Raw genomic sequence first — 24,039 nt, 5'->3', positions numbered from 1 at the left:
GGCGAACATTGCCTGTCTGATGCGGTTGCGCGGTCTCATCGCCGCGCAGCTTTGCCAAATCTCTCCTTAAGCCACCCTTGCGGCAATGCCGGCACGAAATTGCCGTCGCGCCCGGTCATGTCTTCATTGGCGACCAAAGCATTGAGGATTGCTTCCTCCACGCTCTGGATGACGGCGTCGAAGAACGGGTTGATGTCGGCATCCGGTATGTAACCCGCGCTGGCCAATTTGCCGGCCGCGCCGCGCGCCGCGTCAGCATTGGCCGTGCTGAACGCCAGAAAGATATCGCCGGACGAATTGTATCCATAGCCGCCGGTCAGCGCGACGCCGAGCGGCACGCGTTTCGCCAGCCGTTTCAACTGGTGCGGCATGAATGGCGCATCGGTAGCGACGATCGCGATGATCGAGCTCTTTTCGGCTCGCGGCGTGTTGTCCCGGATCGCCGGTTCGGCGAGTTCCGCTCCGGCCCTGATGCCACGGATGACGAGGTTTCGCCTTGCACCGAAATTCGACTGGACGAAGCAGCCGATCGTGAAACGCTCTCCGTTCCAGTCGACGCTGCGCGAGGATGTGCCGGACCCTGCCTTGAAGCCGAAGGTGATCATGCCTGTGCCGCCGCCGACGCTGCCCTCTTCGATCGACCCGCTTTCAGCCGTATCGAGCGCGGAAAACACATGCTCGAAGCTCAAATGATGGCCGTTGATGTCGTTGAGAAAGCCGTCATAAGTCTCGCCCGCCACCGGCAGCGCCCAGGCGCTGTCGAGCGCGTGCGGCAGCACCGTCTACATCCAGCGCAACGTTGCGTCGCGGCTGACGCCGCAGGAATGCGTGTTGGTGATGGTGATGGGAAGATTGAACGCTCCGAGCTCCTCTATCAGATGTGAGCCGGTCAGTTCGCCATTGCCATTGGCGCTGAACACGCCGGCGAACGCCGGGACGGCCAACTCGTCTCTGGGCCTTGGCAGGATCGCGGTCACGCCGGTGCGTACCGGACCCTTGCCGACAACGAGCGGCCCGTCCCCTGAGATCAGCGTCGTATAGCCGACCGTCACGCCGGGCACATCGGTGATGGCATTGAAGCGGCCTGGGGTGCCTTCGAATGGGATATCGACGGCGCGTGCACGCAGTTTGCCCGAGGGCGTCGTAAGATGTGGATCGGTCATTTCTTCCTCAGAAAAGCGCCTTGGTCTTCCTCAGAAAAGCGAGCCTTGGCCGCCCGGCGCCTTGAGCTTGGCTGCCGACTTGGCAATCGCCTTCGGCCGCGCCGTGCCACTGATGGCGACGGCATCGGCGGTGCCGTCGGCGAACTCCAGCGAAAGCGCCATTCCCGACACGACCTCCGCCGAACGCTTGACCACCGCGCCGTCCGCATCCTTGACCAGTGCGAAGCCTCGCGCCAGCACGGCCTTGTGCGACAGCGTCGCCAGCAATCGATCGGCCTGCGTCAGTTTTCCACGCAGACGGTCCAGCCGCCGCGAAATCGCCTGGTCCTGCCGCCATGCCAGTGCCAGCAGGGCATCGCCTCGCAGTTTCTGCCGTCTGGCGATCGGCGCCGGTGACAGTCTGGCGGCCGTGCGCGAAAACCGTGCCCGACGCTCGCGCACGATGGCGAAGAACGCCGCTTGCGCTCGGGCGAGGTCGCGGCGGGTCAGTGTGCGGGCTTCGTTCATGCGCCGCGACAAGGTCGCCGGTGTCAGACGCTGGCCCAGAAGCCTGGCCCGCTTGCGCTCGACGCTGACCGACAGCGCCCGGCCGAGCCGGCTCGTCGCCTCGCCGAAGCGCCGCCGGGGCAGCGCCAGCAACTGGTCGGGCGAGGGCAGCGCCCGGGCGGCTGCGCGCGCCGCCTGCCGCTTGCGTTCGAAATTGCGCGACAGTGCGGTCTTCAACCGCGCGCCAAGGCCGGCAAGCGTCGCTTCGAGATCGACTTTGACCGGCACGGCGATCTCGGCGGCGCCTGTCGGCGTCGGCGCCCGCACATCCGCTGCCAGATCGATCAGCGTCCAGTCGGTCTCGTGGCCGACCGCGGAAATCACGGGAATACCCGAAGCGGCGACGGCCCGGGCGAGCGCTTCGTCGTTGAAGCCCCACAGATCCTCCAGGCTGCCGCCGCCGCGCGCCACGATCAACAGATCGGGCCGCGCGATGGCGCCGTCCCAAGGTAGTGCATTGAAGCCGTTGACGGCAGCGGTCACTTCCGCGCCCGCCGTCTCGCCCTGCACCCGCACCGGCCAGACGAGCACATGCAGCGGGAACCGGTCCTTGATGCGGTGGATAATATCGCGGATCACCGAACCTGTTGGCGAGGTGACCACGCCGATGACGCGCGGCATGAACGGCAGACGCCGCTTGCGGGCCGCGTCGAACAGCCCTTCGGCCTGCAGCCGGCGCTTGCGCTCGTCCAGCAGCGCCATCAGCGCACCGGCACCGGCCGGCTCGAGATTGTCGATGACGATCTGGTAGTTGGATTTTCCGGGATAGGTGGTGAGCCTGCCGGTGGCGATCACCTCCATGCCTTCCTCGGGACGGAATTTCAGCCGGGTCATCGTGGTCTTCCACACCACGGCATCGAGCCGCGCTCGATCGTCCTTCAGGCAGAAATAGGCATGGCCGGAGGAATGCGGTCCGCGATAGCCGGAAATCTCGCCGCGCACTCGTACATTGCCGAAGACGTCCTCGACCGTGCGCTTCAGCGCGCCGGAAATCTCGCTCACCGTATACTCGGTGGCGTTGGTGCGTGATTCGGGTGCTGCGTCGCTCATCGGCCGATTGGGGAACGGTTGTTGGCCGCCGTCAAGGCGGCCGTGTTCGATGTCGGCCCCAATCGCGCGATCACCAGCCCGGCAGGATCTGGTTCGGCTTGGTCCGCTTCATCTTGGCGAAGGCGAGGGCGGCGAAATCGAACGTGCCGGTCTCCTCGCCGAGTGGCACGGAAATATTGTCGAGGCTCTCCGAAATGTGGCGCGCAAGCGCGTCGACGATCTCCGGCCGCGAGGTCTGGCCGCGCATGATGCCGATGCGGCAATCAGGCAGGGCGCCGAAACCGTCGGCCTCGCCCAGCACCCGCATGCCGGGCCGCAGCGCGCATTCCGGCAGCACCGAGATCGCCAGGCCGGAAAGCACCGCCGCGGCGATGACGGTGGCAGAGAAGCTGGTGAACAGGATGCGGTAGTCGCGGTTCTGCTGGTCGAGCACGTCGGCGGCCGCCCGCCGCCAGATGCAGTTCGGCCGGCCGAAGGCCATCGGCAGGATCGGCTGCTCATGCGTCGCGTGGTTGGCCGAGGTAACCCACAGCAGCGGTTCGCGCCGCACCACTTCCGACTGGCCGCGCGCGTCATTGTGCGTCACCAGCGCCAGGTCGAGATTGCCGCGCTTGATGTGTTCGACCAGTCCCGGCGTCGGTTCGCAGATAACGGTCAGTTCGACATGCGGGTTGGAGCGGGCAAACCGCGCCATGATCTCTGGCAGGAAGCGATCGGCATAGTCATCCGGCGTGCCGATGCGGATGGTGCCTTCGAGCCGGCGGTCGTCGAAGGCGGCCAGTGTTTCCTTGTTGAGATAGAGCAGCCGCCTTGCGTAGGAGAGCAGTCTATCGCCTTCCTCGGTCAGCCTGTTGGTGCGGCCGTCTCTTTCGAACAGCGGCTTGCCGATCCGTTCCTCCAGCCGCCGCATCTGCATCGACACCGCCGACTGGGTGCGATGCACCGCTTCCGCCGCGCGGGTAAAGCTGCCGGTGTCGACAATCGAGATGAAGGTCTGCAACTGATCGAGATCGAGCGGCGCTTTCATTGGCCTAATCCATCATTGATGCTGATGCTAAAGATTAGAAACATTCGTTGGATTAATCAATCGGGCCATGGCAAATTCCGATTTGTCCACATGAACGCATGTGAATCGAAGCCGGAACGGCCGCTGTTGCCAGCGCCCGATCGACCGGTTTCGCCCGTTCGAATGTGAAGGAGACCGACATGGCTACGTTTGATTTCGCTACCGAGACCTCGCGCATCACCTCGCGTCCGGCCGTTGCGACGCGCGTGGCCAATGCCGCTGCCAATGTTTACCGCGCCTGGAAAAACCGCCGCGCCTTTTATCGCCTCGGCGAGATGTCGGATGCCGAGCTCGCCGACATCGGCCTGACCCGCGCCGACCTGCACGTCGCTGTCGGTGTACCCTTTGGCCGAGATCCGACAGAAAGGCTTCGCGTCATCGCCATCGAGCGCGCCGAAACGATCGAGGATCTTGCCCGCAAGGTGGTGTGATCGCACAAATTCGCGATTTTGGTCGCATTGAACCTCTTGAGGCACGACGCCACCAAGTTACGCAGGCTCCCCACTCCCTGCCGGATCCCCCCGGCCAGCCTGCGCGCTGCCCGGTCCTCCCAGGACCGGGCTTTCTTTTTTGGGCGGCACTGATGATTGCTTGCCGGTGTCTGGTCTAGCGCCGGCCCATGCCTTGCTTGAACTGGTCGAAGATCGACTCCATGCCTTTCTGGTAGTCGTCGCGCTGCTGGGCGCCTGTCTCGAACATTTTGCCGAACAGGTCGTCGAACGGATTTCTCGGCCTGCCGCTCGGATTGGCCTGCGGCTGCGGCGCCTGGGGTTGCTGCGGCGCCTGACGCGGCTGAGACTGTTGTGCGCCACCGCCGAACATGTCCTGCAGTACTTTGCCGAGCGGATTGTCACCATAAGGGTTCTGTGTCTGCTGGGGTTGGTTCTGCGGCTGCTGTGGCTGTGGTGCACCGCCGCCGAACATATCCTGCAGCACCTTGCCGAGCGGATTGTCACCATAAGGGTTCTGTGTCTGCTGCGGCTGGCTTTGGGGCTGCTGCCCGCCGCCGAACATGTCCTGCAACACCTTGCCCAGCGGGTTGTCGCCGTAAGGGCTCTGCGTCTGTTGCGGCTGCTGCCCGCCGAACATATCCTGCAGCACCTTGCCGAGCGGGTTATCCGTGGGGGCCGCAGGCTGAGGGGTCGGTGCCTGGCTGCCGCCGCCCGCCTGCCGCATCATCTGCTCGATGAGTTCGCCGAGCGGATTGCCGCCACTGCCTGCCGCATGCATCTGTCCGCCTAGCTGGTTGGTGGTCTGCTTGAACAGCCCGCCCATCATCATCGAGGCGATTGCCGGCAGCATCTGCTGCAGCACCTGCTGGCTGACGCCACTCGCCTGCGCGGCCTGGTTGGCAACGGCCCGCGACAGGTCCTTCGAGCCGAACAGATGGCCGAGAATGCCGTTGCCCTCATCGAGGCCCTGCGGCGAGAAAGCCCGGCTTGCATCCTCGAAATATTTGGCGTGCTGGCCGCTGGCCATCGCCGTCATGAAGGAGCCGAGCCCGTAAGGGTCCGCCGTGTTGCGCTTGAGCCCCTGCGAAAAGGCCGGCAGCAGCGCCGCGACCGCCGCCTGCGTCTGCTGCTGCGACAGCCCGAACTGCTGGGCCAGCGCCTGCATGCCGTTGCCGTTCTGGGCCTGTGCCAGAATATCGAACAAGGAAGGCATTGTTTTCTCCTCCGGGAAAATCCTCGTTGGAGAAGCCTAGTTCGTTTCCATCACTGATTGAAGCGAATTTGCCGGACCGTGGCTCATGCGGACAGGGAAGCGTTAATACGCGTATTCCATGAATACCGGCTCGATCGAGCCGCCCCAGCGTGTGTGGTAGGCGGAGAGCATCTCCTCGGCGCTGGTCGTGCCGCGCGCGACGACCTCATCCAGCGTGTTGAGGAACGAGGTCTCGTCGTAGCCGTCGCGGTTCTTGCGGCCACGGTTCTTCAGTCCCATGCGCGAGATGACGAGCACGTCGCGGGCGATCTCGCGCAACGTCGTGTTGCGGAAGGGCGCCGAAATGCCCTGTTGCGGCACCGCGTTGCGCATCGCCAGCACTTCGTCATAGCTCCAGCTCGAGGTCAGCGCCTCGGCCGCGTCGAGCGCTGCCGCGTCGTAGAGCAGCCCGACCCAGAAGGCCGGCAGCGCGCAGATGCGCCGCCACGGCCCGCCATCGGCGCCGCGCATTTCGAGAAAGCGCTTCAGCCGCACGTCCGGGAACAGGGTCGACAGATGGTTCGCCCAGTCGCCCATCGTCGGCAGCCCGTCCGGCAGTTCGTTACGGGCAGCGCCCGCCATGAACTGGCGGAAGGTGATGTGAGTCATGTCATGGTACTGGCCGTCGCGGATGACGAAATACATCGGCACGTCGAGCGCCCATTCGACATAATCGGCAAAGCCGAAATCGGGCGAGAAGCAGAATTCGAGGAGGCCGGAGCGCTGATTGTCGGTGTTGCGCCAGATCTCGCCGCGCCAGCTCTGCAAGCCGTTCGGCCGGCTTTCGGTGAAGGGCGAGTTGGCAAACAGCGCCGTCGACAGTGGCTGCAATTTCAGCGACACCTGCATCTTGCGGCGCATGTCGGCTTCGCTCTCGAAGTCGAGGTTCACCTGGATCGTGCAGGTCCGGTACATCATGTCGAGGCCCTTGGTGCCGACCTTGGGCATGTAGCGCGTCATGATCTCGTAGCGCGATTTCGGCATTTTCGGCGTCTCGGCCAGCGACCATTTCGGGCTGCCGCCAAGGCCGAGAAAACGAATGCCCATCGGTTCAGCGATCTCGCGCACCTGCGCCAGATGCGCATTGCCTTCGCGGCAGGTCTGGTGGATCGTCTCCAGCGGCGCGCCGGACAGCTCGAACTGGCCGCCTGGCTCCAGCGAGATCGCGCCCTGACCGGTCGGCTCGACCAGTCCGATGATGCGGCCGGCATCCATGATCGGGTCCCAGCCGAGTTTGTCCTGCATGCCTTCGAGGATGGCGCGGATGCCGCGCTCGCCGCCATAGGGCACCGGGGCATTGCCGTCGACATAGAACGGGAATTTCTCGTGCTCGGTGCCGATGCGCCATTTGTCGCGCGGCTTGTTGCCTTCGGCCAGGTGCTCGACGAGTTCGTCGACGCCTTCGATCGGCCGGAAATCGGTGGTATCGCGCGCCATAATAGCCCTCCGCACATGACCCCGAAAACCGGCTTCGATTTTCTGAAGGGATCAGGTGCCCAATCAAATGCTACAGCGTCCTTTGCGCGTCCGAAAGGACACGCGGCCACTGCCGGCGCTAGATGGACGAAATGTCAGTAGCCGATCAAGCGAAAAATCCTGAGCCAGAGGGTAACGGGAATTGATCACCAATCGCCGATTGTCGCCTGGATCAGCGCCAGTGCCGCCACCGCCGCCGTATCCGCTCGCAGGATGCGCGGCCCGAGCGGAATGGCGGTAACGAAGGGCAGCGCTCTCAGCATCCTGCGTTCCTCGTCGGAAAAGCCGCCCTCAGGCCCGACCAGCAGACCGAGCTTTCTCTCCCGCACCGCCTGCAATGCCGGCAGGGGATTGTTGGTTGATGCATCCTCGTCGCAGAAGATCAGCCGCCGCTCGCGGTCCCAACCCGCCAGCAGGCGCTCGAATTTTTCCGCTTCGCGCAGCTCCGGCACCGCCAATATGCCGCATTGCTCGGCCGCCTCGACGACATTGGCGCGCAGGCGCTCGATACCGGGTTTTGCCACTTGCGTGTGCTGGGTGATGACCGGCTGCAGGATGCCGGCGCCCATCTCCACCGCCTTTTGCACGAGGTAGTCGAGCCGCCCTTGCTTCAGCGGCGCGAAGCAATAGACGAGATCGGGCAGCGGCGGCTGCGGCCGCTGCAGCTTCATCACCTTCAGGCGCAACGCCTTCTTCGACTTCGCGGCGATCGCCGCCGACCATTCGCCGTCGCGCCCGTTGAAGACCAGAATTTCGGCGCCTTCGCCGAGCCGCAGCACATGCGAGAGATAATGGCTCTGCTGCTGGCCGACGTCGAACTCGATATCCGGTCCAAGTTCGTCCGGCACGAATAGCCGCTGCATCTTGTAATTGGCGCGCATCGCCGAGGAATGGGCGAGGCCGTCGCCGGCGTCAAGCCTCCGCGCTGGCGTGCCAGACAGGTCTGTAGCCACGCTTCAGCACGGAAACAGTTGTCGCCGGCGTGAGCATGCCGATTGGACCGTCGGCAAAATCGCCGAATCCCACCGGATCGCCATAGCCGCCGAAACTCCAGGGCAGCGCGGCGCCGTCAAACAGGGCGTACGCCCTGTTTCCTGACGAGATCATCGTGCCGTCCGGCAAGTCCGCAAGCGCCTCCGGTTTCAGTCGCGGCGCCCGCCCGCCCGATGCCAGGCGCTCCTTGTGCAGGCGCTTGTCGAGCTGCGGCGCGCGTGGCTCGGCAAGGCCGAAGGCATCGCCGAAGCGCTGGACAAAATCCCTGGCCCGCTCGCGCCGGCAGAAGAAGCAGGGCCGGTGCCCGGCGGCAAGTGCCGTCACCTCGTCGAGGAAAAACAGCTCGGTCCAGCCGGCCTTGCCGCCCAATTGGTCGTCGCTTTGCCGGTTGCGCCCCATCGGCTGGCGCCGCACGTCGCCGTATTCGCAGACACAGATGATCCAGGCTTGCAGCGCCCAGCGCTTCTTCAACAGCGTTCTCGTCTCGGGGTCGTGAATGATGCCGCGATTGCCCATGAACAGGCCGCGCTCCGGCACGGCATGGATGGCGCCGAACGGGTCGACCCGGTTTTGCAGTGGCATAGGCGTTCCCTGTTGGCTGCAATGCTGACGCCATGATATCGCTCGCTGCATCAATTTCATGTCAGCAGGTTTCGATGCGGGTCTTGGTCGTCCAGAACTTCGACAATGAGGGCCTTGGCCAGATCGGCGCGGCGCTTGTCGAGGCGGGCGCCTATATCGACCTGCGCCGGCCGTATCGCGGCGACGCGCTGCCGCAAGATAGCGGCTGGCATGACGCCATGGTGGTGCTCGGCGGCGCCCAGAATGCGCTGGACGACGAGCTCTGCCCTTATTTCCCGGGCCTGCTCGATCTGACGCGCAACTTTGCCGAGAGGGATCGCGCGGTGCTCGGCATCTGCCTCGGCAGCCAGTTGGTCGCGCGCGCCTTTGGCGGCGAGAACCAGATAGGCGGTGCCTCGGAGTTCGGCTGGCACGAGGTCGCGCTCACCGCGGCGGCGCAGGCCGATCCGGTGCTTGCCTCCTTGCCTGAAAAATTCCCGATCTTCCAATGGCACGACGACACCTTTGTCTTGCCCGAGACTGCCGTGCGGTTGGCCGGCAATGCCGTCGCCGAGAACCAGGCGTTCCGCATCGGCCGCGCCATCTACGGCTTCCAGTTCCATTTCGAGGCCGACAGTCCGATGGTGCGCGACTGGAGCACCTCCTTCGCACCGCTGATCGCCGAGCGGCATCCTGAATGGGCGGGCCGGCTCGACGATGAAATGGCCCGCAACGGACCGCAAGCCGATGCCGCCGGCCTGGCCATCGCCCGCGCCTGGGTGGCGACCATCTGACGGCTCATACAGCCAACGTATTTGGGGACGTTGCATATTTGGCACGCGGCGGCAAATCCGCCGGGGATAACGCGTTTCATCCTTGGCCTGTGTCAGTCCGCCAGCCTAAAAGGCGCCCGCTCTGCATCTTGCGTGCAACCGCGATGAACCTTTCCTGTGACCCGCGCGACACACCGCCGATACAGAACATGCCTAGAAGCGCGAAACCGTCAGACATTTGCGACGTATTTCGCGTTTCAACGCATTGGTAACCCGCTCGTGCATAGATGCAGAAAGCTCAACAAGAGATGACGTCCGTGAAAGCAGCCTTTTTGTCCTTTGCCATGTTGTCGGCCATCGTCTTGTGCGGCCTCGGCATTTATTCCGCCGACGCGGCCAACAACCACAATGCCGTCGACGGCTACGGCGTCACCGCCGCGCTTCGCTAGACCCTCTGCACATAACCTCGCGCCTTACCTACGCCCGCTCACCCGTCACCGTCAGGATCCGTTTCTCCGCGCCGTCCACGACGAGCGCGGTGAGGTTTCCCGAGTGCCAGGCGAGGGTGTCGACATTGACGCGGTTGCCGGTGATCTCGGGCTTGGCTACCGGCGTATGGCCGTGCACCACGATCTTGGGATGAAGGCCGGTGTGGTCGTGGAAGACCTCGCGGATCCAGATCAGGTCCTGCGGGCTCTGGCTTTCCAGCGCAATGCCGGGCCGGATGCCGGCATGACAGAAGAAGAAGTCGCCGAATGTCACTGAAAAGGCCAGCGAGCGCAGGAACTCGACATGGTTCTGCGGCACCGCCTCGACCAGCGCGGCGTGCCCTTGCCGCAATGCCGCATCGGCGCGGCCAAACCAGGCGCTGCTGCCACCGAGCGACACTCCATAGGATAGCGCCGTCTGGATGCCGCCATAGCGCATGAACAGGCCGTCCGGGTCGGGGACATCGAGAAAATCGAGGAAGCCGAGATCATGATTTCCGGCCAGCATCAGGTGACGCGGATCGCGTTTTTGCGCGTCGATCAGGAAATCGATGACGCCTTTGGAGTCCGGACCCCGGTCGACATAGTCGCCGAGATGGATCACGCGCCAATCGGCAGTGGGCTTCCTCTCCAGCTCGCCCTCGATCCGGCGGTGCATGGCGGTCAGCAGGTCAAGCCGACCGTGCACATCGCCGATCGCATAGAGGCGCATACCTTCCGGTCCGCGCGCTTCGAAAAAATTGATGCCGGGCTCCGTCAATGCCTGCGTCGCCTCCGTGATCATGCCGTCACAGGACTTTAGCGCCGGAGCTGATCCTTGCCCATGTCGGTGACCAGACGCTTTCCGCACAGTGCCAGCGTTATGTCCATCTCCTTGCGGATGATTTCCAGCGCCTTGGTAACCCCTTCCTTGCCGAGTGCGCCGAGGCCGTACAGGAAAGGGCGGCCGATATAGGTGCCCTTGGCGCCGAGGCACAATGCTTTGAGCACGTCCTGGCCGGAACGGATGCCGCCGTCCATGTGCACCTCGATCGTGTCGCCGACGGCGTCGGCGATCTCTTCCAGCGCCATGATCGACGACGAGGCGCCGTCGAGCTGGCGGCCGCCATGGTTGGAAACGATGATCGCGTCGGCGCCCGTCCTGGCCGCCATCAGCGCGTCTTCCTTGTCGAGTATGCCTTTCAGGATCAGCTTGCCGCCCCAGCGCTCCTTGATCCAGGCGACGTCCTTCCACGACAGATGCGGATCGAACTGCTCCTTCGTCCAGGACGACAGCGAGGCGAGGTCGCCGACGCCCTTGGCATGGCCGACGATGTTGCGGAAGCTCCGGCGCTTGGTCCCGGCCATGCCGACGCACCAGCGCGGCCTGGTCGCCATCTGCCAGAGGTGCTTCGGCGTCATCCGCGGCGGCGCCGAAAGCCCGTTGCGGATGTCCTTGTGGCGCTGACCGAGGATCTGCAGGTCGAGCGTCAGCACAAGCGCCGAACATTTCGCCGCTTTTGCACGGTCAATCAGATCGAAGACGAAGTCCTTGTCGCGCAGCACGTAGAGCTGGAACCAGAACGGCTTACTGGTCACCGATGCGACATCCTCGATCGAGCAGATGCTCATCGTCGACAGCGTGAACGGCACGCCGAATTCTTCCGCCGCCTGCGCCGCTAGCATCTCGCCGTCCGGATGCTGCATGCCGGTCATGCCGGTCGGCGCCAGCGCCACCGGCATCGTCACTTTCTCGCCGATCATGGTCGATTCCAGCGAGCGGTTGTCCATGTCGACAAGCACGCGCTGGCGGAACTTGATCTTCTGGAAATCCTCTTCGTTGGCGCGGTAGGTGCTTTCGGTCCAGGCGCCGGAATCGGCGTAGTCGAAGAACATCTTCGGCACGCGGCGGCGCGCCAGGTCCTTGAGGTCGGCGATGGTGAGAATGCTGCTCATGGATCTTTTTCCGCTGGTTCTTCGCTGGTTCGTCGTTGGATTTTCTGGGCGGGGCTTACGACGGTTTTCTCGCCGCCTCACCGTCACCGGGCTCGGAGCGTTGCCTGAGCCTCAGCCGCGACACGCGCTGCCAGTCGCCGCTGCGCTCGGCCTCGGCCATCGATCGTTCGACGTAGGAGATGTGGTCCATCGCCGCCTGCCGCGCCGCAGCCGGATCGCCGGCCTTGACCGCCGCATAGATTGCCCGGTGCTGCGAAAGCAGCGCCTCGCGCGCGCCCGGCACGTTGAACACCAGCCGCCGGTTCTGGAACACGCCTTCCGACAGCAGCCGATAACAGGAGCGCAGCGTGTGCAGCAGGATGATGTTGTGCGCGCATTCGCAGATCGCGTGATGGAACTCGATGTCGATTTCCGCCTCGTCGTCGAAATTGGCGGTCCGGTGCGCCTCGTCCATGCGCGCCATGATGCGGTCGAGCAGCGCCAGATCGTCCGATGTGGCACGCCGCGCCGCATATTCGGCAGCCACCGCCTCGATCTCGCGGCGGTACTCCAGATAGTCGGTCACCGCCTTGCGATGCATCGAGATCAGGTCGGTCACCGGCTTGGTGAACAGCTGGCCGATGACATCGGCGACATAGGTGCCGCCGCCTGGCCGTGTCGTCAACAGCCCGCGCCCTTCCAACGCTTTCAAGGCATCGCGCAGGATGGGCCGCGACACCTCGAACTGGCGCGCCAGCTCGCGCTCGCCCGGCAGCCGGTCGCCGGTGCGCAGCACGCCTTCGAGGATCAGGCTCTCGATCTGCTGCACCACCTCGTCGGCGGTGCGCGAATGCTCGATCCGGGAGAAAATGTCGCTCAAACGGGGTGCCTGGGGGTTGAACCGAAGTCGCGCAAGATAAAGCCAGCGTCGCCAACTGGTCAAATTATTTATCCAATTCGCCGGGGCCGGGCCCGTTCACTGCCGCGGCTTCATATCAGCGTAAGCTAAACTGGCCGTTTGCGTCCTCTGGTGATTGCCTCTAGAGCAATTCCAGGAAAAGTGTGAAACGGTTTTTCGTCCGGAATTGCGCAGAATCAAAGAGATAGAGCGGTTCGGCGTTTCCGTGAACAAGAGAGACATCATTGCCAAAAAGGGCTCAGAGAAGCCCGGGGGACCAGCCGTGCCAGACGCCGACCCGTCCAACCTTGAATTCCAGCTGCGCGCCAAAGCCGTGGGCGGCACCGTCATGGGCTTTCCGGCGCATGAAGGTCGGCCGGGCGCCCTCGGCGAGGTCCACGCCCGGCCGCATCCGCTGGTCGAAAAGCCGCGCGTGCTGGTGCAGCTTTCCTTCATGACCGAAGCTGGATCCGGCGTCGATCAGGCCGTGCTTTCCGAATTGTCGCGACGCCTCGGTATCGCCGCGCCCGACCCCCACGCCCGCCACCACGCGATGAAATGGGGCAAGGGCTCGCTGCGCTGGGAACGGCACACGGAGTTCTCGACCTACCTCTGGGAAGGACCGCTCGCCGAAAACGGAAGAGGGCAAGAAGACACACCCTTCGGCAACGGGTTTTCGCCGCCGGGAACGGTGATTTCCGGCATCAGGCTGGAAATCCGCAAATGGACGCCGGCGAACGAGAGGCTGATCGCCGCCTTCGACCCGACCAGCCTGTGCTACTCGCTGGTCGAGCGCGGCAACGCCGCCATCGTCACCGATTTCCGCCAGGACGGCGACGGCTTGACCCGCATGCTGGTGCTCGACCGCGGCCTGACCCCGGCGCGCACCGGGGCACTGTCACAGCGGCTGATCGACATCGAGACCTACCGCACGCTGGCCATGCTTGGGCTGCCGCTGGCGCTGACGCTGTCCGGTCGCGCCCGCCGCATCGAAGACAGGCTGGCGCAGACCACCTTGGAAATGAAGGTCGCCGAGACCCGCGACAGCCAGACGCTACTTGCCGACTTGACCGAACTGGCCGCCGAGCTGGAGGCCGATGCCGCCTCCAGCCTCTACCGCTTCGGCGCCAGCCGCGCCTATGACGGCATCGTCCGCGAACGGCTGGAAGCGCTCGATGAAGAGGCGGTGCCCGGCTACGACACCTGGGGCGGTTTTCTGCAGCGCCGCGTGGCGCCGGCGATGCGTACCTGCCGTTCGGTCGAGGAGCGTCAGGCCAACCTGTCGACGAAGCTCACCCGTGCTACCACGCTGCTGCGCACCTGGGTCGACGTCGAGGTCGAGAAGCAGAACCGCGATCTCTTGGCATCGATGAACAATCGTGCCCGCCTGCAATTGCGGCTGCAGCAGACGGTGGAGGGCCTCTCGGTCGCCGCTGTCTCCTACTATGTCGTCGGGCTCATCGGCTACGTCGCCAAGGGCGCCTCGATCTTCGGCCATGCCTTTGCGCCGGAAATGGTCACCGCCGCCTCGGTGCCGCTCGCCGTCGTGCTCGTCTGGTGGGGCGTGCGCCGCGTCCGCCGCATGCACTCCGAACCAGGCAAGCAGCCCGGCGAGTAGCGAAGGGCGGAGCGGCAGATTGCCGCTGCGGAAGGCTGTCCCGGCCATAGGCCTCCCAACCCGGCCAAAGCGGCATTTGCAAGCGACCACCGTCGCTGGTAAAAGATTTTTACCAGTCGATCGAAGGAGGCTGTCGATGTCCGGCCTTGCCATGCCGAAACCAGACGACGCCACGATGCGCCGGCGCGACGAGATCGTCGCCGATATGCGCATCATCGTGCCGGGCGAGGGCGTCGTCGACGCCGCCAATGCCATGCGCGCCTTCGAGAGCGACGGGCTTACCGCCTACCGGCAATTGCCGCTGGTCGTGGTGCTGCCGCAAACCGTGGCGCAGGTCTCGCGCGTGCTGAAATATTGCAGTGACCGCAATATCCGCGTCGTCCCACGCGGCTCCGGCACCTCGCTCTCCGGCGGGGCGCTGCCGCTGGAAGACGCGGTGCTGCTGGTGATGAGCCGCTTCAACCGCATCCTCGAGATCGATTTTCAGAACCGCGTCGTCGTCGCCCAGCCCGGCGTCACCAATCTCGGCATCACCACCGCCGTCGAGCAGGAGGGCTTCTATTACGCCCCCGATCCATCCTCACAGATCGCCTGCTCGATCGGCGGCAATGTCGCGGAGAATTCCGGCGGCGTGCACTGCCTAAAATACGGTCTCACCGCCAACAATGTGCTCGGCATCGAGATGGTGCTGATGAATGGCGAGGTGGTGCGCCTCGGCGGCAGCCATCTCGACGCGGAAGGCTACGACCTGCTTGGCGTGATGACCGGCTCCGAAGGACTGCTCGGCGTCGTCACCGAGGTCACCGTGCGCATCCTGAAGAAGCCCGAGACGGCGCGTGCCCTGCTGATCGGCTTCCCGACCAGCGAGCAGGCCGGCCAATGCGTCGCCGACATCATCGGCGCCGGCATCATCCCGGGCGGCATGGAGATGATGGACCGTCCGGCCATCCACGCCGCAGAGGATTTCGTCCAGGCCGGCTATCCCCTGGATGTCGAGGCGCTGCTGATCGTCGAACTCGACGGGCCGGGTGTCGAGGTCGATCACCTGATCGGCCTGGTCGAAGCCATCGCCTATAGGAACGGCTCGACCACATGCCGCATTTCGCAATCGGAGCAGGAGCGGCTGAGTTTCTGGGCCGGCCGCAAGGCGGCTTTCCCGGCGGTCGGCCGCATCTCGCCCGATTATTACTGCATGGACGGCACCATACCGCGCAAGGAACTGCCGCGCGTGCTCGCCGGCATGCGCGAACTGTCGGAGAGATACGGGCTCGGCGTCGCCAATGTCTTCCACGCGGGCGACGGCAATCTGCACCCGCTGATCCTCTACGACGCCAACGTGCCGGGCGAACTCGGCAAGGCGGAGAGTTTCGGCGCCGACATATTGCGGCTCTGCGTCAAGGTCGGCGGCGTGCTGACCGGCGAGCACGGGGTCGGCGTCGAGAAGCGCGACCTGATGCCGGAAATGTTCAACCAGATCGACCTCGACCAGCAGATGCGCGTCAAATGCGCGTTCGACCCCAACCATCTGCTCAACCCGGGCAAGGTGTTTCCTCAGCTGAGGCGATGCGCCGAACTCGGGCGGATGCACGTGCATCGCGGGCAAGTGGCGTTTCCGGACATCCCGAGGTTTTGAGGGGTATGTTGGCGCTTGGACACCCCCCTCTGTCCTGCCGGACATCTCCCCCGCAAGGGGGGAGATTGGCTGCTTCAACGTCCTGCTCGCCTTCAAGCGTTGATGGTTGGCGAAAGCCTAAGCGACATCCGATCTCCCCCCTTGCGGGGGAGATGTCCGGCAGGACAGAGGGGGGTGGGAAGGATCGCGGCTTCTCGTCATTTACGACTGGCGGTTCTGCCGCATGACCACCTTCACCCCGACCACATCAGCGGAAACCCTCTCCACCGTCGCTTGGGCAGCCGCCGAAGACTCGCCGCTCGAAATCATCGGCCATGGTTCCAAGCGCGGCATCGGCCGGCCGCAGCAGAGCGAGCATACGCTCGACCTTTCCAAACTCTCCGGCGTCACGCTCTACGAGCCGGCCGAGCTGGTGCTGTCGGCGAAGGCCGGGACGCCGCTGGCCGAGATCGAAAGCCTGCTTGCCGAAAACGGCCAGCAACTGGCCTTCGAACCGATGGATTACGGCCCGCTGCTCGGCGGCGAGCCAGGACGAGGCACCATCGGCGGCGTGCTTGCCGCGAACCTTTCCGGGCCGCGCCGGCTGAAGGCCGGTGCTGCGCGCGACCACATTCTCGGCATATCTGCCGTTTCCGGGCGCGGCGAGGCCTTCAAGTCCGGCGGCCGCGTGGTCAAGAACGTCACCGGCTATGATCTGTCCAAGCTGATGGCCAACAGCTGGGGCACGCTGGCGGTGTTCACCGACGTCACCTTCAAGGTGCTGCCTGCCGCCGAGACCGAAGTCACGCTCGCCATTCGCGGCCTGCTCGACGATCACGCCGCCGCCGCCATGGCGCTGGCGCTCGGTTCCAGCGCGGAGGTGTCGAGCGCTGCCCATCTTCCCGAACGGGTCGCAGCTAGGGTCGCTGACGGCAGTCTCGGCAGCGATGCGGCGACGCTGCTGCGCATCGAGGGCTTCGGCCCGTCGGTCGCTTACCGCATTGCCGCGCTGAAAGACCTGCTGAAAGACGCTGGGCCGCTGCAGGAGATTTCCGGTTCGGTATCGTATTCGGTCTGGCGTGACATCCGCGACTGCGCGCCGTTCGCCGATGGCGGCGAAAGGCCTGTGTGGCGCGTCTCGATGGCGCCGTCACAGGGCCACCAGATGGTGCTGGCGCTGCGCATGCAGGCCGCGGTCGATGCCTTCTACGATTGGCAGGGCGGGCTGATCTGGCTGCGCATGCAGCAGGACGATCCCGAGGCCGGCCTGTTGCGCGGCCTCATCAGAAGACATGGTGGCGGCCATGCGACGCTGGTGCGCGCAACCCCCTCGCACCGCGCTGCCGTTCCCGTGTTCGAACCGCAAGCGCCGCAACTGGCAGCACTGTCGGCCCGGCTGAAGGCCGAATTCGATCCGAAGAACATCCTCAATCCCGGCCGTATGGCGCCGGGCGCAGCCTCTGCTACTCTCGCCGCGGCAACCCAGGGAGGAGCACAATGAGCGATCCAGGCCAAAACGGTACGTCACGCCAGACCGACCGCTGGCTAGAGCCCGGCCCGACCAACGCGCTGGTCATCTACATCCTCTATCTCGCCGGCCTAGCTATCGGCGTCAGCGGCATTGTCGGCATCGTCCTGGCCTATATCAACCGCGGCAAGGCCGGCGGCTTCGTCGAGAGCCATTACACATTCCTGATCCGCACCTTCTGGATCGGCCTGCTCTATGCACTGATCTCGGCGCTGCTGATGATCGTGGTCATCGGTGTCGTGCTGATTTTCGCCGTCGCCGTCTGGTTCATCGCCCGCTGCATTCTCGGCCTGCAGGCGCTGCAGCGCGGCGAAGCGGTCAAGAACCCGGAAAGCTGGTTTCTAGGATTATGAGCGTGATCCCCAAACGTGGGTACCGGTTTTGGGAAAAGATCATGCTCAAACGGTAAGGATTTGTTTACGTGCAGACCAATTTCTCAGCTGCCCAGCTCGCCGATCCGCATGTCGCGGAATCGGAGAAGATTCTGCGCAAATGCGTGCATTGCGGCTTCTGCACGGCCACCTGCCCGACCTATGTGACACTCGGCAACGAGCTGGATTCGCCGCGCGGCCGGATTTACCTGATCAAGGACATGCTGGAAAACGGCCGGCCGGCCGACAAGGAGATCGTCACCCATATCGACCGCTGCCTGTCCTGCCTCGCCTGCATGACCACCTGCCCGTCGGGCGTCAACTACATGCATCTGGTCGACCACGCCCGCGCCCATATCGAGGAGACCTACAAGCGTCCTCTGGCCGATCGTCTGACCCGCGCCATGCTGGCGTTCGTGCTGCCTTATCCCTCGCGTTTCCGCGCGGCGCTCAAGCTGGCGAAGCTCGGCCAGCCATTCGCCGGTCTGTTTGAGAAAATCCAGGCCTTGAGGCCTCTGGGCGCCATGCTCAAGCTCGCACCCGCGTCGGTCCCGGCAGTCTCGCCGATGGCCTCGCCGGGCGTCCATGCGGGGCAGGGCCCGAAAAAAAATGGCCGCGTCGCCATCCTCACCGGCTGCGCGCAATCCGTGCTCGATCCCGGCATCAACGACACGACGATCTCGCTGCTGACCAGACTCGGTGTCGAGGTCGTCGTACCCGAAGGGGAAGGCTGCTGCGGCGCGCTGGTGCATCACATGGGCCGCGAGGCGGCTGCCCTGGCGTCGGCCAGGCAGAATGTCGATGCCTGGACGCGCGCCATCGAGCAAGGCGGGCTCGATGCCATCGTCATCACCGCGTCAGGTTGTGGCACCACGATCAAGGATTACGGCTTCATGATGCGCCTCGATCCGGACTATGCCGGCAAGGCGGCGCGGGTCTCGGCGCTGGCCAAGGATATCACCGAATACCTCGTGAGCCTCGACCTGCCCGAGCCGGTGCTTAAGCCGGGCACCGTTGTCGCCTATCACTCGGCCTGCTCGATGCAGCACGGCCAGAAGATCACCCGCCAGCCGAAGGAGCTTCTGGTCCGTGCCGGCTTTGTCGTGCGCGAGCCGCGCGAGGGGCATCTCTGCTGCGGTTCGGCCGGCACCTACAACATCCTGCAGTCCGGCATTTCGGCGACGCTGCGCGACCGCAAGGTCAGGAATATCGAAGCGACCGGTGCTGACATCATCGCCACCGGCAATATCGGCTGCATCACCCAGATCGCCTTTGCCGCGAAGCTGCCGGTGGTCCATACGATAAAGCTGCTCGACTGGGCTTATGGTGGGCCGAAGCCCGAAGGCGTTCGCGAAGAGAGGGCGGTTGTCGCGGCCGAGTGATCCGCCAGTCGTCTACTCGGCCGCCAGCCTGTCCGCCGTGCCGTAGGTTGCCTGGTAGCGCGCGCGCTGGCGGCTGAGCGCCACCATAGTGTTGCGCAGCAGGATCGCCACGGTGATCGGGCCGACGCCGCCCGGCACCGGCGTGATCCACGACGCGACATGCCTGACGCTCTCGGCATCGACGTCGCCGACGATGCGGCTCTCGCCGTCTGGCCCGATCTCCGAATTGATGCCGATATCGATGACGGCCGCACCCGGCTTGACCATGTCGGCCTTGATCAGCCGCGGCTTGCCGACAGCGACGAACAGCGCGTCGGCGCGGCGTGCGTGTGCCGCCACCGAGCGCGTCATGTGATGGCAGACCGTCACCGTCGCGCCTTCGCTCATCAAAAGGAAAGCGATCGGCTTGCCGACAATCTCGGAATGGCCGACGACCACCACTTCGAGCCCCTTCAGGTCGAGGCCGGTTTCCTTGAGCAGTTCGACCGAGGCGGCGGCCGTGCAGGGCGCCAGATCGAGCTGGTTGTAGACGATGTTGCCGATCGAGGCCGGATGCATGCCCTCGACGTCCTTGAGCGGATGCACCGCCGCCTGCAGCGTCTTGATCGGGATGTGCACCGGCACCGGTCGCTGGATGATGATGCCGGTGACGCGCGGGTCGGCGTTGAGGCCGTGGATCGCCGCTTCGAGTTCGCCGGCGGTGATGTCGGCGCGAAAGCGCCTTTCCTCGAAGCCGATGCCGGCAAGCCCCGCCTTGGCGCGCTGGTTGCGGACATAGACGTCGACCGCCGCTGTGTCGCCGACGGTGATCGACACCAGCTTGGGCGGAAAGCCTTCGGCGGTGGCGATCGCCGCGTCCTCGCGCACGCCGGCGATGATGCGTTGGGCAACCGGGCCGCCTCGGAGATAGCGGCTGTCGTCGGAGAGGGTCATCGAGATAGGGCCTTTGTCTGGAACTTTAGCCGCCACATAGCAAAGCAACCGCGAAAAGGCAGTGCGAAAAACGAACCGCCATGCCCGTCGCGCGACGTGCCGGCGAAATCTTCCCGTCAATTCTTGCTGGCGTTGGCGGAAACAAAAAGGGCAGCACGGCTTGCCGCGCTGCCCTTTCGTGACTGGCCGCATCCCCACACGGCCCGTCCCCCGTTATTCAATACTCCCGAGGCTTCTGAGCAGAATCATCGGTGAGGTCAACCGCAGATTACATCACTACAACCGTCGTGCCAACATTGACCCGCTCGTAAAGGTCGACCACGTCCTCGTTGCGCATGCGGATGCAGCCCGACGACACCGCGCCGCCGATCGTCCAGGGTTGGTTGGTGCCGTGGATGCGGTACTCGGTCGAGCCGAGATAGAGCGCGCGTGCGCCGAGCGGGTTTTCCATGCCGCCGGCGAGATAGGTCGGCAGATAACGGCCCTTGGCGGCTTCGCGGGCGATCATCACCGCCGGCGGCCGCCAGTCCGGCCAGACCCGTTTGTTGGTGATCTTGTGGGTGCCGGACCATTCGAAGCCCGGTTTGCCGGTGCCGACGCCATAACGCCGCGCCTTGCCGTTCTTCCCGACCAGATAGAGGAAATTCTCTCGCGTATCGATGACGATCGTGCCCGGCTTCTGCGGGCCGTCATAGGCGACCTCCTGCGGCAGATAAATCGGGTCGATCTGCCGCCGCATCACGATGCGCTTGGCCGGTGCCTGCACCGCTGCGGTGCGCAGCTGATCCGGTTCGGCCAGCCGCCGGTAGCGCCGTTGCGGCTGCGCCTCTTGCCGGCTCTGCCGCACGATGCCCGGCGCATGGCCGAGCTGCAGCACCCAGGGCGCCGAAAGGTCGGGACTGACCACCACCGGCGGCCTCTCGGCATAGCGGTCGTTGGCATTGGCGGCACCGGCCGCAAGCACGGCCGCGGCGCCGAACAGTGGGAACAAGAATATCTTCATCGCAACGCACCTTGATCGTCGAACATGCCGGGGTGCAAAGCCTCCCCGATTTCGCCGACATTGGGCGCGAAGCGGCAACCGAAACATGAATCGGAATGCGTAAAATGCCGATCTGTCAGTAAAGCTTTTGGTGTGGTTACCGCCCGGTTCAGGAATCTGGTAAAGCCGCGGTAAAGGCCGCGTCAAAACGCGTTAACGCCAGGACAAGAACGGAATTCCGCCATGGACGAAAAGACAGGTCTGCTTGCCGGTCCCGACGGCATCGCCCGCTGCTTCTGGCACGGCAATCTGCCGGATTACCTGCACTACCACGACCACGAATGGGGCCGGCCGGTCGCCGACGACCGCCGGCTGTTCGAGAAGATCTGCCTCGAAGGTTTTCAGTCGGGCCTGTCCTGGCTGACTATTTTGCGCAAGCGCGACAATTTTCGCGAGGCCTTCGCCGGCTTCGATGTCGACAAGATCGCCGCCTTCACCGACGCCGATGTCGAGCGCCTGCTCGGCAATGCCGGCATCATCCGCCATCGCGGCAAGATCGTGTCGACCATCAACAACGCCAAACGCGCCCGCGAGCTCATCGACGAGGCCGGCTCGCTGGCGGCATGGTTCTGGAAGTTCGAGCCCCGCCCCGACGAGCGGCCCGAGATCGTCGATCTCGCCCATCTGCGCGCCAACCCGACGACGGCCGTCTCGGTCCGCATTTCGAAGGAGCTGAAGAAGCGCGGCTGGAGCTTTGTCGGTCCGACCACCGTCTACGCCTTCATGCAGGCGATGGGGCTGGTCAACGACCATCTCGAGGGCTGCGTCTGCCGCGAGCCGGTCGAGGCGGAGCGGAAAGCCTTCAAGCGGCCGAAATAGCGGCTCAGGCGCCGCCGGCGCCGGCGAGGAAAAACCCGGCGAGGATGGCCGCCAGCGCGGCGAACACCGGATAGATCACCAGCAGGCCGGTCATCAGAACGTCGCGCATGGTCGGCCCACTGGGCTGTTGTGCCGCGATCTCGAACGGTCCCGCGATTTGCTTCGTCGTCTTCGGCGCATGATTGTCGGCCGGCCGCAGCCGGACCGAGGCGTCGCGTGCGCCGCTATCGATGATGTCGAACTTTTGTAGCGTGGCCATGGCCCCGAACCCGTTGTTTCGGCGCGCTTATCGGCCGGGATTGTGTCGGCACGATGCCGCGCGCGTGGCGCAATTGTTTCAGCTTCTTTTTCTTGCCTTCTCCCACAAGGGGGAAGGAGAAGCGCAAACCCTTGCCGCTCCCGGCTGCATCGGTTAGGACACCGGCGCCGTGGAAATCGGTTATTTAGCCGATCCCCGGAACGCCACGAAACTCCGAGTACCCATCCCATGGCCGACAAATCCGAAAAGATGAAAGCGCGGCTGCCGCGCGGCTTTGTCGACCGCGGCGCCGCCGACCTGCGCGCCGTCGAGAAGATGATGGCGACGATCCGCTCGGTTTTCGAGCTCTACGGTTTCGAGCCGGTCGACCAGCCGCTGATCGAATATACCGACGCGCTCGGCAAATTCTTGCCAGACCAGGACCGGCCGAACGAGGGCGTGTTCTCGTTCCAGGACGACGACGACCAGTGGCTGTCACTGCGCTACGACCTGACCGCGCCGATGGCGCGTTTCGTCGCCGAGAATTACGAGCGCCTGCCGAAACCCTATCGCAGCTACCGCTCCGGCTGGGTGTTTCGCAACGAGAAGCCCGGTCCCGGCCGCTTCCGCCAGTTCATGCAGTTCGACGCCGACACGGTGGGCACGCCGGGCGTCGCCGCCGACGCCGAGATGGCGATGATGATGGCCGACGTGATGGAGGCGCTCGGCATCAAGCGCGGCGACTACGTCATCCGTGTCAACAATCGCAAGGTGCTGGACGGCGTGCTCGAGGCGATCGGCCTCGGCGGCGACGAGAACGCTGGCCGCCGGCTGACGGTGCTAAGGGCCATCGACAAGCTGGACAAACTGGGCGTCGAGGGCGTGCGCCTGCTTTTGGGCGCGGGGCGCAAGGACGAGAGCGGTGATTTCACCAAGGGCGCCGGGCTGGACAATACGCAAATCGACGTTGTCATCAGCTATTTCACAGTCATGGCGCAGCATGATCCCGAAAAAATTGTCCAGACACTGGCATCCATCAACCCCGGTCTCAGCAATCTTATCGAGGAAAGGAAACTCGAACATCTGGGCATCACGAACGCCTCGTTTGTTGAGGGTCTTGCAGAGTTGGAGCAGATAAGAACCATGGTCGCACAAAGCGGCTACGGTGAGGATCGCATCCGCATCGACCCCTCCGTCGTGCGTGGCCTCGAATATTACACCGGCCCGGTCTACGAGGCCGAGCTGCTGGCCGAGATCCCCAATGAGGACGGCCAGATCGTGCGCTTCGGTTCGGTCGGCGGCGGCGGCCGTTATGACGGTCTCGTCTCGCGCTTCCGTGGCGAGCCGGTGCCGGCGACAGGTTTTTCCATCGGCGTCTCACGGCTGATGACGGCGCTGAAGAACCTGGGCAAGCTCGATAGTTCCGATGTCATCGCGCCGGTCGTCGTGCTGACCATGGACAAGGATACGGAAAGCCTCGGCCGCTACCAGAAGATGGTGGCCGAGCTGCGCGCCGCCGGCATCCGCTCGGAAATGTATCTCGGCGGCGCCGGCATGAAGGCGCAGCTGAAATACGCCGACCGCCGCGGCAGCCCGGTCGCCGTCATCCAAGGCGGCGACGAGCGCGCCAAGGGCGAGGTGCAGATCAAGGACCTGATCGAGGGCGCCCGCATGTCGGCCGAGATCGCCGATAACGCCGAATGGCGCGCCGCACGGCCGGCGCAGGTGACGGTGGCGGAGAGTGAGCTGGTTGCCGAAGTGAAGAAGATACTTGCGGCGCAGGCGGCTGACCGCGCGAAGGGTGGCGCGTGAACACCCCCCTCTGGCCTGCCGGCCATCTCCCCCGCAAGGGGGGAGATTGGAT

General features: G+C 64.6%; 22 protein-coding genes and 1 pseudogene. 10 read left to right on the top strand and 13 right to left on the bottom strand.

Annotated elements, in window-relative coordinates:
• Positions 1-35: 35 nt before the first annotated feature.
• From NKJ35_RS00115 to NKJ35_RS00105, 3 genes and pseudogenes are all read right to left on the bottom strand, one after another.
• Positions 36-1,163: pseudogene (locus NKJ35_RS00115) on the bottom strand (DmpA family aminopeptidase).
• Between the two features lie 30 nt (positions 1,164-1,193).
• A complete protein-coding gene (gene xseA / locus NKJ35_RS00110; RefSeq protein ID WP_352644182.1) occupies positions 1,194-2,759 on the bottom strand; it encodes an exodeoxyribonuclease VII large subunit in 1,566 nt (521 codons plus the stop codon).
• A gap of 70 nt (positions 2,760-2,829) precedes the next feature.
• Positions 2,830-3,786 (bottom strand): LysR substrate-binding domain-containing protein, encoded by a 957-nt coding sequence (locus NKJ35_RS00105; RefSeq protein ID WP_352644180.1) that lies wholly within the window; start codon positions 3,784-3,786, stop codon positions 2,830-2,832.
• Positions 3,787-3,965: 179 nt separating this feature from the next.
• On the opposite strand from NKJ35_RS00105, the gene NKJ35_RS00100 reads away from it, so the two are divergent.
• Positions 3,966-4,256 (top strand): DUF1127 domain-containing protein, encoded by a 291-nt coding sequence (locus tag NKJ35_RS00100; protein WP_352475835.1) that lies wholly within the window; start codon positions 3,966-3,968, stop codon positions 4,254-4,256.
• A 175-nt stretch (positions 4,257-4,431) separates the two neighbouring features.
• Here the strand turns inward: NKJ35_RS00100 and NKJ35_RS00095 are convergent, their stop codons facing one another.
• The 4 genes from NKJ35_RS00095 to NKJ35_RS00080 form a co-directional block, all read right to left on the bottom strand.
• Positions 4,432-5,490 carry a DUF937 domain-containing protein gene (locus tag NKJ35_RS00095; protein ID WP_352644178.1) on the bottom strand — a complete coding sequence of 353 codons (1,059 nt, stop codon included), beginning with the start codon at positions 5,488-5,490 and terminating at the stop codon, positions 4,432-4,434.
• Between the two features lie 102 nt (positions 5,491-5,592).
• The gene (locus tag NKJ35_RS00090) at positions 5,593-6,966 is read right to left on the bottom strand and encodes a glutamate--cysteine ligase (protein WP_352644176.1); all 1,374 of its coding nucleotides are present in this window, start codon (positions 6,964-6,966) and stop codon (positions 5,593-5,595) included.
• 185 nt (positions 6,967-7,151) lie between these two features.
• Positions 7,152-7,886 carry a 16S rRNA (uracil(1498)-N(3))-methyltransferase gene (locus tag NKJ35_RS00085; RefSeq protein ID WP_352506914.1) on the bottom strand — a complete coding sequence of 245 codons (735 nt, stop codon included), beginning with the start codon at positions 7,884-7,886 and terminating at the stop codon, positions 7,152-7,154.
• A 31-nt stretch (positions 7,887-7,917) separates the two neighbouring features.
• The gene (locus NKJ35_RS00080) at positions 7,918-8,580 is read right to left on the bottom strand and encodes a hypothetical protein (RefSeq protein WP_352644174.1); all 663 of its coding nucleotides are present in this window, start codon (positions 8,578-8,580) and stop codon (positions 7,918-7,920) included.
• A 74-nt stretch (positions 8,581-8,654) separates the two neighbouring features.
• Here NKJ35_RS00080 and NKJ35_RS00075 point away from each other — a divergent pair, with 74 nt between their 5' ends.
• Both NKJ35_RS00075 and NKJ35_RS00070 read left to right on the top strand, forming a co-directional pair.
• On the top strand, positions 8,655-9,353 hold the full coding sequence (locus NKJ35_RS00075) for a type 1 glutamine amidotransferase (protein ID WP_352644172.1): 699 nt from the start codon (positions 8,655-8,657) through the stop codon (positions 9,351-9,353).
• A gap of 296 nt (positions 9,354-9,649) precedes the next feature.
• The gene (locus NKJ35_RS00070; protein ID WP_280952144.1) at positions 9,650-9,781 is read left to right on the top strand and encodes a hypothetical protein; all 132 of its coding nucleotides are present in this window, start codon (positions 9,650-9,652) and stop codon (positions 9,779-9,781) included.
• Between the two features lie 28 nt (positions 9,782-9,809).
• Here the strand turns inward: NKJ35_RS00070 and NKJ35_RS00065 are convergent, their stop codons facing one another.
• Genes NKJ35_RS00065 through NKJ35_RS00055 form a run of 3 tightly spaced genes read right to left on the bottom strand, consistent with a single transcriptional unit; the run spans position 9,810 to position 12,614 of the window.
• Positions 9,810-10,580, bottom strand: a complete 771-nt coding sequence (locus tag NKJ35_RS00065; protein ID WP_352476071.1) for a metallophosphoesterase family protein — start codon at positions 10,578-10,580, stop codon at positions 9,810-9,812.
• A 38-nt stretch (positions 10,581-10,618) separates the two neighbouring features.
• Entirely contained in the window at positions 10,619-11,755 is a 1,137-nt protein-coding gene (locus NKJ35_RS00060; protein WP_352644170.1) for an alpha-hydroxy acid oxidase, read from the bottom strand.
• Positions 11,756-11,810: 55 nt separating this feature from the next.
• Positions 11,811-12,614, bottom strand: a complete 804-nt coding sequence (locus NKJ35_RS00055; protein ID WP_352644169.1) for a FadR/GntR family transcriptional regulator — start codon at positions 12,612-12,614, stop codon at positions 11,811-11,813.
• Positions 12,615-12,915: 301 nt separating this feature from the next.
• Between NKJ35_RS00055 and NKJ35_RS00050 the strand changes: the two genes are divergently transcribed.
• From NKJ35_RS00050 to glcF, 5 genes are all read left to right on the top strand, one after another.
• Positions 12,916-14,250: a DUF3422 family protein gene (locus tag NKJ35_RS00050; RefSeq protein WP_352644167.1), complete on the top strand. Its 1,335-nt coding sequence runs from the start codon at positions 12,916-12,918 to the stop codon at positions 14,248-14,250.
• Positions 14,251-14,386: 136 nt separating this feature from the next.
• Positions 14,387-15,883 carry an FAD-linked oxidase C-terminal domain-containing protein gene (locus NKJ35_RS00045; RefSeq protein WP_352644165.1) on the top strand — a complete coding sequence of 499 codons (1,497 nt, stop codon included), beginning with the start codon at positions 14,387-14,389 and terminating at the stop codon, positions 15,881-15,883.
• A gap of 223 nt (positions 15,884-16,106) precedes the next feature.
• Entirely contained in the window at positions 16,107-17,363 is a 1,257-nt protein-coding gene (locus NKJ35_RS00040) for an FAD-binding protein (protein ID WP_352644163.1), read from the top strand.
• Positions 17,360-17,743, top strand: a complete 384-nt coding sequence (locus NKJ35_RS00035; RefSeq protein ID WP_254819316.1) for a DUF4870 family protein — start codon at positions 17,360-17,362, stop codon at positions 17,741-17,743. Before NKJ35_RS00040 ends, NKJ35_RS00035 begins: the two co-directional genes overlap by 4 nt.
• Before the next feature lie 68 nt (positions 17,744-17,811).
• Positions 17,812-19,143: a glycolate oxidase subunit GlcF gene (gene glcF, locus NKJ35_RS00030; RefSeq protein WP_352644161.1), complete on the top strand. Its 1,332-nt coding sequence runs from the start codon at positions 17,812-17,814 to the stop codon at positions 19,141-19,143.
• Positions 19,144-19,155: 12 nt separating this feature from the next.
• Here the strand turns inward: glcF and NKJ35_RS00025 are convergent, their stop codons facing one another.
• On the bottom strand, positions 19,156-20,076 hold the full coding sequence (locus tag NKJ35_RS00025) for a bifunctional 5,10-methylenetetrahydrofolate dehydrogenase/5,10-methenyltetrahydrofolate cyclohydrolase (protein ID WP_352506893.1): 921 nt from the start codon (positions 20,074-20,076) through the stop codon (positions 19,156-19,158).
• 268 nt (positions 20,077-20,344) lie between these two features.
• Positions 20,345-21,079, bottom strand: a complete 735-nt coding sequence (locus tag NKJ35_RS00020) for a L,D-transpeptidase (protein WP_352644159.1) — start codon at positions 21,077-21,079, stop codon at positions 20,345-20,347.
• Between the two features lie 222 nt (positions 21,080-21,301).
• Here NKJ35_RS00020 and NKJ35_RS00015 point away from each other — a divergent pair, with 222 nt between their 5' ends.
• Positions 21,302-21,937, top strand: coding sequence for a DNA-3-methyladenine glycosylase I (locus tag NKJ35_RS00015; protein WP_352644157.1), 636 nt, complete (start codon positions 21,302-21,304; stop codon positions 21,935-21,937).
• A 4-nt stretch (positions 21,938-21,941) separates the two neighbouring features.
• Here NKJ35_RS00015 and NKJ35_RS00010 read toward each other — a convergent pair whose 3' ends face one another.
• Complete coding sequence (locus tag NKJ35_RS00010; protein ID WP_352644155.1) at positions 21,942-22,196, bottom strand: hypothetical protein; 255 nt, start codon at positions 22,194-22,196, stop codon at positions 21,942-21,944.
• Between the two features lie 228 nt (positions 22,197-22,424).
• On the opposite strand from NKJ35_RS00010, the gene hisS reads away from it, so the two are divergent.
• Positions 22,425-23,987, top strand: a complete 1,563-nt coding sequence (hisS, locus tag NKJ35_RS00005) for a histidine--tRNA ligase (RefSeq protein WP_352644153.1) — start codon at positions 22,425-22,427, stop codon at positions 23,985-23,987.
• Positions 23,988-24,039: the final 52 nt, after the last annotated feature.

This window comes from Mesorhizobium sp. M0136 (genome assembly GCF_040322515.1).
Classification (GTDB): domain Bacteria; phylum Pseudomonadota; class Alphaproteobacteria; order Rhizobiales; family Rhizobiaceae; genus Mesorhizobium.
Note: the sequence above shows the minus strand (reverse complement) of the source record. Positions and strands in the feature narration are given on the sequence as shown.

Coding starts and splice junctions, on each gene's coding strand:
- xseA (WP_352644182.1), bottom strand. CDS start 2,759: ATGAGCGACGCAGCACCCGAATCACGCACCAACGCCACCGAGTATACG.
- NKJ35_RS00105 (WP_352644180.1), bottom strand. CDS start 3,786: ATGAAAGCGCCGCTCGATCTCGATCAGTTGCAGACCTTCATCTCGATT.
- NKJ35_RS00100 (WP_352475835.1), top strand. CDS start 3,966: ATGGCTACGTTTGATTTCGCTACCGAGACCTCGCGCATCACCTCGCGT.
- NKJ35_RS00095 (WP_352644178.1), bottom strand. CDS start 5,490: ATGCCTTCCTTGTTCGATATTCTGGCACAGGCCCAGAACGGCAACGGC.
- NKJ35_RS00090 (WP_352644176.1), bottom strand. CDS start 6,966: ATGGCGCGCGATACCACCGATTTCCGGCCGATCGAAGGCGTCGACGAA.
- NKJ35_RS00085 (WP_352506914.1), bottom strand. CDS start 7,886: ATGCGCGCCAATTACAAGATGCAGCGGCTATTCGTGCCGGACGAACTT.
- NKJ35_RS00080 (WP_352644174.1), bottom strand. CDS start 8,580: ATGCCACTGCAAAACCGGGTCGACCCGTTCGGCGCCATCCATGCCGTG.
- NKJ35_RS00075 (WP_352644172.1), top strand. CDS start 8,655: ATGCGGGTCTTGGTCGTCCAGAACTTCGACAATGAGGGCCTTGGCCAG.
- NKJ35_RS00060 (WP_352644170.1), bottom strand. CDS start 11,755: ATGAGCAGCATTCTCACCATCGCCGACCTCAAGGACCTGGCGCGCCGC.
- NKJ35_RS00045 (WP_352644165.1), top strand. CDS start 14,387: ATGTCCGGCCTTGCCATGCCGAAACCAGACGACGCCACGATGCGCCGG.
- NKJ35_RS00040 (WP_352644163.1), top strand. CDS start 16,107: ATGACCACCTTCACCCCGACCACATCAGCGGAAACCCTCTCCACCGTC.
- NKJ35_RS00035 (WP_254819316.1), top strand. CDS start 17,360: ATGAGCGATCCAGGCCAAAACGGTACGTCACGCCAGACCGACCGCTGG.
- NKJ35_RS00025 (WP_352506893.1), bottom strand. CDS start 20,076: ATGACCCTCTCCGACGACAGCCGCTATCTCCGAGGCGGCCCGGTTGCC.
- NKJ35_RS00020 (WP_352644159.1), bottom strand. CDS start 21,079: ATGAAGATATTCTTGTTCCCACTGTTCGGCGCCGCGGCCGTGCTTGCG.
- NKJ35_RS00015 (WP_352644157.1), top strand. CDS start 21,302: ATGGACGAAAAGACAGGTCTGCTTGCCGGTCCCGACGGCATCGCCCGC.
- NKJ35_RS00010 (WP_352644155.1), bottom strand. CDS start 22,196: ATGGCCACGCTACAAAAGTTCGACATCATCGATAGCGGCGCACGCGAC.
- hisS (WP_352644153.1), top strand. CDS start 22,425: ATGGCCGACAAATCCGAAAAGATGAAAGCGCGGCTGCCGCGCGGCTTT.